Raw genomic sequence first — 12,393 nt, 5'->3', positions numbered from 1 at the left:
TATGCAAACCCGGTTAACCGAAGAGATGCGCCAGAACGCGCGCGCGCTGGAAGCCGACAGCATCCTGCGCGCCTGTGTTCACTGCGGATTTTGTACCGCAACCTGCCCAACCTATCAGCTTCTTGGGGATGAACTGGATGGGCCGCGCGGGCGCATCTATCTGATTAAACAAGTGCTGGAAGGCAACGAAGTCACCCTTAAAACACAGGAACATCTCGATCGCTGTCTCACTTGCCGCAATTGTGAAACCACCTGTCCTTCTGGTGTGCGCTATCACACTCTGCTGGATATCGGGCGTGATATTGTCGAGCAGAAGGTGAAACGTCCACTGCCGGATCGAATGCTACGCGAAGGGCTGCGCCAGGTGGTGCCGCGTCCGGCGGTCTTCCGCGCATTGACGCAGGTAGGTCTGGTGCTGCGACCGTTTTTGCCAGAGCAGCTCAGAGCAAAACTGCCCGCCGAAACCGTGAAGGCCAAACCGCGTCCACCGCTGCGACATAAGCGCCGGGTTTTAATGCTGGAAGGTTGCGCCCAGCCTACGCTTTCGCCCAACACCAACGCGGCAACCGCGCGGGTGCTGGATCGTCTGGGGATCAGCGTCATGCCAGCTAACGAAGCAGGCTGTTGTGGCGCGGTGGACTATCATCTTAATGCGCAAGAGAAAGGGCTAGCGCGGGCGCGAAATAACATTGATGCATGGTGGCCCGCGATTGAAGCAGGTACCGAGGCAATTTTGCAGACTGCCAGCGGCTGCGGCGCGTTCGTCAAAGAGTATGGGCAGATGTTGAAAAACGATGCGCTGTATGCCGATAAAGCGCGTCAGGTCAGTGAGCTGGCGGTCGATTTAGTCGAACTTCTGCGCGAGGAACCGCTGGAAAAACTGGCAATTCGCGGCGATAAAAAACTGGCCTTCCACTGCCCGTGTACCCTGCAACATGCGCAAAAGTTAAATGGCGAAGTGGAAAAAGTGTTACTGCGCCTGGGATTTACCTTAACCGACGTTCCCGACAGCCATCTGTGCTGCGGGTCGGCGGGAACATATGCGTTAACGCATCCCGATCTGGCGCGCCAGCTGCGGGATAACAAAATGAATGCGCTGGAAAGCGGCAAACCGGAAATGATCGTCACCGCCAACATTGGTTGTCAGACGCATCTGGCGAGCGCCGGTCGAACCTCTGTGCGTCACTGGATTGAAATTGTAGAACAAGCCCTTGAAAAGGAATAACAAAATGAAAACTAAAGTCATTCTTAGCCAGCAAATGGCGAGTGCAATTATTGCCGCAGGTCAGGAAGAGGCGCAGAAAAATAACTGGTCTGTTTCCATTGCTGTTGCCGATGACGGCGGTCATCTGCTGGCACTAAGCCGCATGGATGATTGCGCGCCGATTGCGGCTTACATCTCCCAGGAGAAAGCGCGTACCGCCGCGCTGGGGCGTCGTGAAACTAAGGGCTATGAAGAGATGGTGAACAACGGACGTACCGCGTTCGTGACTGCGCCGTTACTGACGTCGCTGGAAGGCGGCGTACCGGTTGTTGTTGATGGGCAAATTATTGGTGCCGTGGGCGTTTCTGGTTTAACCGGAGCACAGGATGCGCAGGTCGCGAAAGCGGCAGCAGCGGTGTTGGCGAAATAAGCGAAAACGAGGAGATAAACAATGAGTCAAACCATAACCCAGGGCCGTTTACGCATTGACGCCAATTTTAAACGTTTTGTGGATGAAGAAGTTTTACCGGGAACAGGGCTGGACGCTGCGGCGTTCTGGCGCAATTTTGATGAGATCGTTCACGATCTGGCGCCAGAAAATCGTCAGTTGCTGGCAGAACGCGATCGCATTCAGGCGGCGCTCGACGAGTGGCATCGCAGCAATCCGGGGCCGATAAAAGACAAAGCGGCTTATAAATCTTTCCTGCGGGAACTGGGTTATCTCGTGCCGCAGCCTGACCACGTTACGGTGGAAACCACGGGCATCGACAGTGAAATCACCGGTCAGGCGGGGCCACAGTTGGTGGTTCCGGCAATGAACGCCCGCTACGCGCTGAACGCGGCGAATGCCCGCTGGGGTTCACTGTACGACGCGCTGTACGGCAGCGACATCATCCCGCAGGAAGGGGCGATGGTCAGCGGCTACGATCCGCAGCGCGGTGAGCAGGTTATCGCCTGGGTTCGGCGTTTCCTCGATGAATCACTACCGCTGGAAAACGGCAGCTATCAGGATGTGGTGGCGTTTAGCGTGGTCGATAAACAATTACGCATCCAGTTGAAAAATGATAAAGAAACCACGTTACGTACTCCGGCACAGTTTGTCGGTTACCGTGGTAATGCCGCTGCGCCAACCAGCATTTTGCTGAAAAATAACGGCCTGCATATTGAGCTGCAAATCGATGCCAACGGGCGGATTGGTAAAGACGATCCGGCGCACATCAACGACGTTATCGTTGAAGCCGCCATCAGTACCATTCTCGACTGTGAAGATTCGGTCGCTGCGGTTGATGCGGAAGATAAAATCCTGCTGTACCGCAACTTGCTGGGCCTGATGCAGGGCACTCTGCAAGAGAAAATGGAGAAAAACGGTCGGCAAATCGTGCGTAAACTGAATGACGATCGTCAGTACACTTCTGCCGACGGCTCTGAAATTTCTCTGCACGGGCGCTCGTTGCTGTTTATCCGCAACGTGGGTCATTTGATGACCATTCCTGTGATTTGGGACAGCGAAGGCAATGAAATCCCGGAAGGCATTCTTGATGGCGTCATGACTGGCGCGATTGCCCTCTATGATTTAAAAGTGCAGAAAAACTCGCGCACTGGCAGCGTCTATATTGTGAAACCGAAAATGCACGGTCCGCAGGAAGTGGCGTTCGCCAACAAACTGTTTACCCGCGTTGAGGCAATGCTCGGTATGGCACCGAATACCCTGAAAATGGGCATTATGGATGAAGAACGCCGGACCTCGCTGAACTTGCGTAGCTGTATCGCTCAGGCGCGCAACCGCGTGGCGTTCATCAATACCGGTTTCCTCGACCGTACAGGCGATGAAATGCATTCGGTGATGGAAGCGGGCCCGATGCTGCGTAAAAACCAGATGAAATCGACGCCGTGGATCAAAGCCTACGAGCGCAATAACGTGCTTTCCGGTCTGTTCTGTGGGCTGCGTGGCAAAGCGCAAATCGGCAAAGGGATGTGGGCAATGCCGGATCTGATGGCAGACATGTACAGCCAGAAGGGCGACCAGCTGCGTGCCGGGGCAAACACGGCCTGGGTTCCGTCGCCAACCGCCGCTACACTCCATGCGCTGCACTACCACCAAACCAACGTACAGAGCGTGCAAGCCAACATTGCCCAGACCGAGTTCAATGCTGAATTTGAACCGCTGCTGGACGATCTGCTGACCATTCCGGTTGCTGAAAATGCTAACTGGTCGGCGCAAGACATCCAACAAGAGCTGGATAACAACGTGCAGGGAATTCTGGGCTACGTGGTGCGCTGGGTAGAGCAGGGGATTGGTTGTTCAAAAGTGCCGGATATTCACAACGTGGCGCTGATGGAAGACCGCGCAACGCTGCGCATCTCCAGCCAGCATATCGCCAACTGGTTACGTCACGGCATCCTGACCAAAGAGCAGGTGCAGGCGTCGCTGGAGAACATGGCGAAAGTGGTGGATCAGCAAAACGCCGGCGATCCGGCGTATCGTCCGATGGTGGGGAATTTCGCTAACTCGTGTGCCTTTAAAGCCGCCAGCGATTTGATCTTCCTCGGTGTGAAACAGCCAAACGGTTATACCGAGCCGTTATTACACGCCTGGCGTTTACGCGAAAAAGAAAGTCATTAATAGCGTCAAAAAAAGCCCCGGCAAGTTTTATTGTCGGGGCTATTATAGTAACTGCGGTAGTACATTTATCCCGGAAATAACCGGAGCGATTATCAGGGTTTAACAAAATTAAATACCCGTAGCGCATTACTAGCGGGCCTAAAACAACAATATGGACATCTTAACGATACTCTGCGCCTGCGTGTGCGGAACAGAAACCCTTACCCGATATACTTGTTATGCCAGAGGTAGCAATTGCGTTAGCAGCGTACTGTTGCTGTAAAGTATAACGCCTATATTTTACAGTTCAGTCCTCTTTTGCTTATTACAACCTTAATCATATCAAGCATATAAAGATAATAAGAGACTGAACAATATGGTTACCTGGACCCAAATGTATATGCCGATGGGAGGACTGGGGCTATCCGCTCTGGTTGCCCTGATCCCAATAATATTCTTCTTCGTTGCACTAGCGGTATTACGTCTGAAAGGACATGTCGCCGGAGCAATAACCCTTATATTATCTATCCTGATTGCGATATTCGCCTTTAAAATGCCGATTGATATGGCATTTGCTGCTGCAGGCTATGGCTTTATTTATGGCTTATGGCCGATTGCGTGGATTATTGTCGCGGCGGTATTCCTGTATAAATTAACCGTTGCCAGCGGGCAGTTTGATATTATCCGCAGCTCGGTTATCTCCATCACCGACGATCAGCGTTTGCAGGTGCTGCTGATTGGTTTCTCCTTTGGCGCGTTGCTGGAAGGGGCGGCTGGCTTTGGTGCTCCAGTGGCGATTACTGGCGCACTGCTGGTGGGGCTGGGCTTCAAACCGTTATACGCGGCGGGATTGTGTCTGATAGCCAACACCGCGCCGGTGGCGTTTGGTGCGTTGGGCGTGCCGATTCTGGTTGCCGGGCAGGTGACTGGCATTGACCCGTTCGACATTGGCGCAATGGCGGGACGGCAGTTGCCGTTCCTGTCGGTACTGGTGCCGTTCTGGCTGGTGGCAATGATGGACGGCTGGAAAGGGGTGAAAGAGACGTGGCCAGCGGCGCTGGTTGCGGGTGGTAGCTTTGCCGTCACTCAGTTCTTTACCTCAAACTACATTGGTCCGGAACTGCCGGATATTACTTCGGCGCTGGTAAGTATCGTCTCACTGTCTTTATTCCTTAAAGTCTGGCGGCCAAAAAATACTGAAACGGCAATCAGCATGGGGCAATCCGCAGGTGCGATGGTGGTGAATAAACCGTCTTCTGGCGGCCCGGTACCCTCAGAATATAGTCTTGGGCAAATCATACGCGCCTGGTCACCATTTTTAATCTTAACGGTGCTGGTCACCATCTGGACCATGAAACCGTTTAAAGCGTTATTTGCTCCGGGCGGCGCGTTTTATTCGCTGGTGATTAATTTCCAGATCCCTCATTTGCATCAGCAGGTACTGAAAGCGGCGCCCATTGTCGCCCAGCCGACGCCAATGGATGCGGTGTTTAAATTCGACCCCCTTTCTGCTGGCGGCACCGCTATTTTTATTGCGGCGATTATCTCTATCTTCATCCTCGGCGTGGGGATCAAGAAAGGTATTGGCGTCTTTGCAGAAACGCTAATTAGCCTGAAGTGGCCGATACTGTCGATTGGCATGGTGCTGGCATTTGCCTTCGTGACTAACTATTCCGGTATGTCTACCACGCTGGCGCTGGTACTGGCAGGTACTGGTGTGATGTTCCCGTTCTTCTCACCATTCCTCGGCTGGCTGGGGGTATTCCTTACTGGCTCGGACACCTCCTCGAACGCTCTGTTTGGTTCACTGCAATCGACCACGGCACAGCAAATCAACGTCTCTGATACCCTGCTGGTGGCAGCAAATACCAGCGGCGGCGTAACAGGCAAGATGATCTCCCCACAATCTATCGCCGTGGCCTGCGCCGCGACGGGCATGGTGGGCCGAGAATCTGAACTGTTCCGCTACACCGTGAAGCACAGTCTGATTTTTGCCAGCGTTATCGGCATTATCACCCTGCTGCAGGCGTATGTGTTTACCGGTATGTTGATTTCGTAAGTCAATAATGCCGGATGATCGTCAATATCATCCGGCTTCTTTCTATTCTCGTTTCATTATTCTGGCTAAATAATTGCAAAATCATTTCGTGGTTTATTATCCATGCATGAATAATATTTTATGTTCAGATAACTCGCTAAATAATTAAGGGGGTGAGAACATCTATTTTTTTGTCACGCAAAACAAGTCTGTATTAATTGTGTTCGCTTGATGAGCAAACACCGTGCTATCTGTTGCTTTTGCAATCGCAATCGTTAAAACTATCAACAACTTGGGATAGTTACATTGTGAATAATTGTTACTTTTTTGTTTGTTGAATCTTTTTATAAATACCCCGTCTGACATCGAATAGGGGATATTCTTATAAATTTCACCTGTTTCGTTATCAATAATGCAGTTTTTTTAAGAATGGAGGAAGTTACTAGAGAAGCTAAAACATAAAACTATTTCCCCAGTTACGAATTTTTTAACTACTTTTTGTCACTTGCGTTATTAATGAATAAGAAATTTAAATATAAAAAATCGCTTTTAGCGGCTATTTTAAGCGCAACCCTGTTAGCCGGTTGTGATGGCGGTGGTTCAGGATCGTCCTCCGATACTCCGCCTGTAGATTCTGGAACTGGGTCTTTGCCGGAAGTGAAACCCGATCCAACGCCAACCCCGGAGCCGACGCCGGAGCCTGAACCTACTCCGGACCCGACACCTGATCCAGAGCCAACACCAGAACCGGAGCCAGAACCTGTTCCTACGAAAACAGGTTACCTGACCCTGGGCGGAAGCCAGCGGGTAACTGGTGCTACCTGTAATGGTGAATCCAGCGACGGCTTTACCTTTACGCCAGGCGACAAAGTCACCTGTGTGGCAGGGAACAACACGACAATTGCTACCTTCGACACTCAGTCAGAAGCAGCGCCTGGCCTGCGTGCGGTTGAAAAAGTGTCATTTAGCCTTGAGGATGCACAAGAACTGGCGGGCTCCGACGACAAGAAAAGCAATGCGCTCTCGCTGGTAACCTCCATGAACAGTTGTCCGGCGGATACAGAACAGGTTTGCCTGACGTTCTCCTCGGTGATCGAGAGTAAACGCTTTGACTCGCTGTATAAGCAAATCGATCTGGCACCGGAAGAGTTCAAAAAGCTGGTCAATGAAGAGGTGGAAAACAATGCTGCGACCGATAAGGCGCCATCCACTCATACTTCACCGGTCGTGCCAGTCACCACGCCGGGAACAAAACCGGATCTGAACGCTTCCTTCGTGTCGGCTAACGCGGAACAGTTTTATCAGTATCAACCTACGGAAATCATTCTCTCCGAAGGTCGTCTGGTAGATAGCCAGGGGAATGGCGTGGTTGGCGTCAACTACTACACCAATTCTGGCCGTGGTGTAACCGGAGAAAACGGCGAGTTTTCCTTTAGCTGGGGGGAAACCATCTCCTTTGGCATCGACACCTTTGAACTTGGCTCAGTGCGCGGTAACAAGTCGACTATTGCACTGACGGAACTGGGCGATGAAGTTCGCGGCGCGAATATCGATCAACTTATTCATCGTTACTCCCAGGCCGGAAAAAATGATGAGCGTGAAGTGCCGGACGTAGTGCGCAAGGTCTTTGCTGAATATCCCAACGTGATCAACGAGATTATCAATCTCTCGTTATCCAATGGTGAGGCGTTGAGCGAAGGCGATCAAACCTTTGAGCGGAAAAACGAATTTCTTGAGCAGCTTAAATCCGGGCAGGCTAAAGAGATTGATACAGCAATTTGTAAATCCCTCGGGGGCTGCAACTCTCAACGTTGGTTCTCGCTGACGGCACGCAATGTTAATGACGGCCAGATTCAGGGCGTTATCAACAAGCTGTGGGGCGTGGATACGAACTACCAGTCTGTCAGCAAGTTCCATGTATTCCATGACTCCACCAACTTCTATGGCAGTACCGGTAATGCCCGCGGTCAGGCGGTGGTGAATATCTCCAACGCGGCCTTCCCGATTCTGATGGCGCGTAATGATAAAAACTACTGGCTGGCCTTCGGCGAAAAACGCGCCTGGGATAAAAATGAGTTGGCGTACATTACGGAAGCGCCTTCCATTGTTAAGCCGGAAAACGTTACGCGCGATACCGCGACCTTCAACCTGCCGTTTATTTCGCTGGGGCAAGTCGGCGATGGCAAGCTGATGGTTATCGGTAACCCGCACTACAACAGCATTTTGCGTTGCCCGAACGGTTACAGCTGGGCCGGTGGTGTTAATGATAAAGGTGAGTGCACACTCAGCGGTGATTCAGATGACATGAAGCACTTCATGCAGAACGTACTGCGCTACCTGTCAAACGACATCTGGCAGCCGAATACCAAGAGCACAATGACCGTAGGGACGAACCTGGAAAACGTTTATTTCAAACGTCATGGTCAGGTCACTGGGAGCAGTGCTCCATTTGGCTTCCATCCGGATTTCGCAGGTATTTCTGTTAAACATTTGACCAGCTATGGCGATCTGAATCCGGAAGAAGTTCCGTTGCTGATCCTCAACGGCTTTGAATATGTGACTCAGTGGTCTGGTGATCCCTATGCAGTGCCTCTACGTGCAGATACCAGCAAACCGAAGCTGACTCAGCAGGATGTGACCGATTTGATCGCCTATATGAACAAAGGCGGTTCGGTGCTGATCATGGAAAACGTGATGAGCAATCTTAAGGAAGAGAGCGCGTCTGGCTTTGTGCGCCTGTTGGATGCCGCAGGCCTGTCGATGGCACTGAACAAATCGGTGGTGAATACCGATCCGCAGGGTTATCCAGACCGTGTGCGCCAGTTGAATGAAAAAGGGATGTGGGTCTATGAACGTTATCCGCTGGTAGAAGGTGAACTGCCGTACACCATTGATGAAAAAACGAAAGAAGTTATCTGGAAATATCAGATTGATAACAAACCAGATAAGAAACCGAAACTGGAAGTTGCCAGCTGGCAAGAAGAGGTTGATGGTGAACAAGTAACTCAATACGCGTTTATTGATGTTGCTAAACATCCAACTGATGAGTCTCTGAAAGCCGCAAAAGATAAGATCTTTGCAGCGTTCCCGGGGCTGGAAGAGTGTAAGGATCCTGACTACCACTACGAGGTCAACTGTCTGGAATACCGTCCTGGCACTGACGTTCCTGTAACCGGGGGCATGTATGTTCCGCGCTATACGCAACTGAATCTCAGCGCCGACACTGCGAAAGCGATGGTGCAGGCTGCGGATTTAGGCACCAACATTCAGCGCCTGTATCAGCACGAGCTTTACTTCCGTACCAATGGTAGCAAAGGTGAGCGTCTGAGCAGCGTCGATCTGGAACGTCTGTACCAGAACATGTCGGTCTGGCTGTGGAACGATATTGAATACCGCTATGAAGACAACAAGGAAGACGAGCTGGGCTTTAAAACGTTCACCGAGTTCCTGAACTGCTACGCCAACAATGCCTATGCTGGCGGCACGCAGTGTTCTGATGAGCTGAAAAAATCGCTGGTCGATAGCAAGATGATCTACGGTGAAAGTAGCGGCAAAGCGGGCATGATGAACCCGAGCTATCCGCTCAACTATATGGAAAAACCGCTGACGCGTCTGATGCTGGGGCGTTCCTGGTGGGATCTGAACATCAAAGTTGATGTCGAGAAGTATCCGGGGGCGGTATCGGAAGAGGGGCAGGAGGTTACTGAAACCATCAGCCTGTACTCGGATCCGACCAAATGGTTTGCGGGTAACATGCAGTCTACTGGTCTGTGGGCTCCGGCTCAGAAAGAGGTCACCATTAAGTCCAATGCGAACGTTCCTGTGACTGTCACCGTGGCACTGGCCGACGACCTGACCGGACGTGAGAAGCATGAAGTTGCTCTGAACCGTCCGCCAAGAGTGACTAAAACCTATGATCTGAAAGCCAATGGTGAAGTGAAGTTTACGGTTCCTTACGGCGGTCTGATTTACATCAAGGGCGACAGCAAAGAGGTGCAATCAGCTGACTTCACCTTTACCGGTGTAGTAAAAGCGCCGTTCTATAAAGATGGTAAGTGGCAACACGATCTGAACTCCCCTGCCCCGCTGGGCGAACTGGAGTCTGCGTCGTTCGTCTATACCACACCGAAGAACAACCTGAATGCCAGCAATTACACTGGCGGACTGGAGCAATTCGCTAAAGATCTGGATACCTTTGCCAGCTCGATGAATGACTTCTACGGTCGCAATGATGAAGACGGTAAGCACCGGATGTTTACCTTTAAAAACTTGCCGGGTCACAAACACCGTTTCGCCAACGATGTGCAGATCTCCATTGGTGATGCGCACTCTGGTTATCCGGTAATGAACAGCAGCTTCTCGACGAACAGCACCACGCTGCCGACGACGCCGCTGAACGACTGGCTGATCTGGCACGAAGTAGGGCACAATGCTGCAGAAACGCCGCTGACTGTACCGGGCGCAACTGAAGTAGCGAACAACGTGCTGGCGCTGTACATGCAGGATCGCTATCTCGGCAAGATGAACCGTGTCGCTGACGATATTACCGTTGCGCCGGAATATCTGAACGAGAGCAATGGTCAGGCATGGGCGCGCGGCGGTGCGGGTGACCGTCTGCTGATGTACGCACAGCTGAAGGAGTGGGCAGAGAAAAACTTTGATATCAAGAACTGGTATCCAGAAGGCACTCTGCCTAAGTTCTACAGCGATCGTGAAGGGATGAAAGGCTGGAACCTGTTCCAGTTGATGCATCGTAAAGCACGCGGCGATGATGTTGGCAATGACAAATTTGGCAACAGAAATTACTGTGCCGAATCCAACGGTAACGCTGCCGACAAGCTGATGCTGTGTGCATCCTGGGTCGCTCAGACGGACCTTTCCGCATTCTTTAAGAAATGGAATCCGGGCGCGAATGCTTACCAGCTGCCGGGGGTGAGCGAGATGAACTTCGAGGGCGGTGTGAGCCAGTCGGCTTACGAGACGCTGGCGGCGCTTGGTCTGCCGAAACCGCAGCAAGGACCGGAAACCATTAATACGGTTACCGAGCATAAGATGTCTGCCGAGTAAGCCTGTATGCCGGATAAGGCGTTCACGCCGCATCCGGCATGATATAAGGCGCATCGGGTTAACACATTTGCCCGATGCGCCAACTTATCGGAGCTACGGGGAAAGCCGCGATTACTTGCGTTGGCAGACTCCTGTAGGCCGGATAAAGCGTTTTACGCCGCATCCGGCAAATTACAACAAATAATCTTTAACTATGCATTTTGATGTTTTTCAGCAATACCCCGCGGCGATGCCCATACTGGCTACCGTCGGAGGATTGATTATCGGCAGTTTTTTGAATGTGGTGATTTGGCGTTACCCCATCATGCTGCGCCAACAAATGGCGGAGTTTCACGGTGAAACGCCGAGTGCGCAGTCAAAAATAAGCCTTGCGTTGCCGCGTTCGCACTGCCCACATTGTCAGCAGACCATCCGCGTTCGTGACAACATTCCGCTGCTCTCCTGGCTGATGCTCAAAGGGCGCTGCCGTGACTGTCAGGCGAAAATCAGCAAGCGTTATCCGCTGGTGGAGTTATTGACGGCACTCGCTTTTTTGCTGGCGAGTCTGGTCTGGTCGGAAAGTGGATGGGGGCTGGCGGTGATGATATTATCCGCCTGGCTGATTGCCGCGAGTGTCATCGACCTCGATAACCAATGGCTCCCCGATGTCTTTACTCAGGGCGTATTGTGGACGGGGCTGATTGCGGCATGGGCGCAGCAGAGTCCGCTCACGCTACAAGACGCAGTTACTGGCGTACTGGTAGGGTTTATCTCTTTTTACTCGCTGCGCTGGATAGCCGGAATAGTTCTGCGTAAAGAAGCATTAGGCATGGGCGATGTATTACTCTTCGCCGCTTTAGGTGGCTGGGTGGGGGCGTTGTCGCTGCCCAATGTTGCTTTAATCGCCTCATGCTGCGGCCTGATATATGCCGTTATTACAAAGAAAGGATCAACCACGCTGCCTTTTGGACCGTGTTTAAGTCTGGGCGGTATAGCAACACTTTATCTACAGGCATTGCTTTAATGATAACAACGTCATTATCGAAGTGACATTTTTACTCTTATTAATAACCTTAGAGATTATTAACCATGTCGATAAAAAAGATGCCAGGGAGGGTATTAATATCGCTATTGTTGAGCGTTACAGGATTATTAAGTGGCTGCGCCAGCCATAATGAAAACGCCAGTTTACTGGCGAAAAAACAGGCGCAAAATATCAGTCAAAACCTGCCAATTAAATCTGCGGGATATACCTTAGTGCTGGCGCAAAGTAGCGGCACGACGGTAAAAATGACCATTATCAGCGAAGCGGGTACACAAACCACGCAGACGCCTGACGCCTTTTTAACCAGCTATCAACGACAAATGTGCGCTGACCCGACGGTGAAATTAATGATCACTGAGGGAATTAATTACAGCATAACGATTAATGATACACGTACAGGTAACCAGTATCAGCGGAAACTGGATCGTACCACCTGTGGAATAGTCAAAGCATAACGT

The 12,393-nt window shown here is 51.5% G+C and carries 7 protein-coding genes; all 7 read left to right on the top strand.

Annotated elements, in window-relative coordinates:
• Position 1 precedes the first annotated feature (1 nt).
• The 7 genes from glcF to gspS2 all read left to right on the top strand — a co-directional run bounded on the left by glcF (position 2) and on the right by gspS2 (position 12,390).
• Positions 2-1,225 (top strand): glycolate oxidase subunit GlcF, encoded by a 1,224-nt coding sequence (glcF, locus tag FEM44_RS05910; protein WP_135524034.1) that lies wholly within the window; start codon positions 2-4, stop codon positions 1,223-1,225.
• Between the two features lie 4 nt (positions 1,226-1,229).
• Entirely contained in the window at positions 1,230-1,634 is a 405-nt protein-coding gene (locus FEM44_RS05905; RefSeq protein ID WP_000853256.1) for a GlcG family protein, read from the top strand.
• A gap of 21 nt (positions 1,635-1,655) precedes the next feature.
• Positions 1,656-3,827, top strand: coding sequence for a malate synthase G (glcB, locus tag FEM44_RS05900; protein ID WP_135524035.1), 2,172 nt, complete (start codon positions 1,656-1,658; stop codon positions 3,825-3,827).
• A 355-nt stretch (positions 3,828-4,182) separates the two neighbouring features.
• On the top strand, positions 4,183-5,865 hold the full coding sequence (glcA, locus tag FEM44_RS05895) for a glycolate permease GlcA (protein ID WP_089630444.1): 1,683 nt from the start codon (positions 4,183-4,185) through the stop codon (positions 5,863-5,865).
• 495 nt (positions 5,866-6,360) lie between these two features.
• Positions 6,361-10,911 (top strand): lipoprotein metalloprotease SslE, encoded by a 4,551-nt coding sequence (gene sslE, locus FEM44_RS05890; RefSeq protein ID WP_135524036.1) that lies wholly within the window; start codon positions 6,361-6,363, stop codon positions 10,909-10,911.
• A 193-nt stretch (positions 10,912-11,104) separates the two neighbouring features.
• Complete coding sequence (gene pppA / locus FEM44_RS05880; protein ID WP_135524038.1) at positions 11,105-11,914, top strand: prepilin peptidase PppA; 810 nt, start codon at positions 11,105-11,107, stop codon at positions 11,912-11,914.
• 65 nt (positions 11,915-11,979) lie between these two features.
• Positions 11,980-12,390, top strand: a complete 411-nt coding sequence (gene gspS2, locus FEM44_RS05875) for a type II secretion system pilot lipoprotein GspS-beta (RefSeq protein ID WP_001504708.1) — start codon at positions 11,980-11,982, stop codon at positions 12,388-12,390.
• The last annotated feature ends 3 nt before the right edge of the window (positions 12,391-12,393 follow it).

Origin of the sequence: Escherichia sp. E4742 (genome assembly GCF_005843885.1) — a bacterium.
GTDB lineage: Bacteria > Pseudomonadota > Gammaproteobacteria > Enterobacterales > Enterobacteriaceae > Escherichia.
This window is presented reverse-complemented; position numbering and strand designations above follow the sequence as displayed.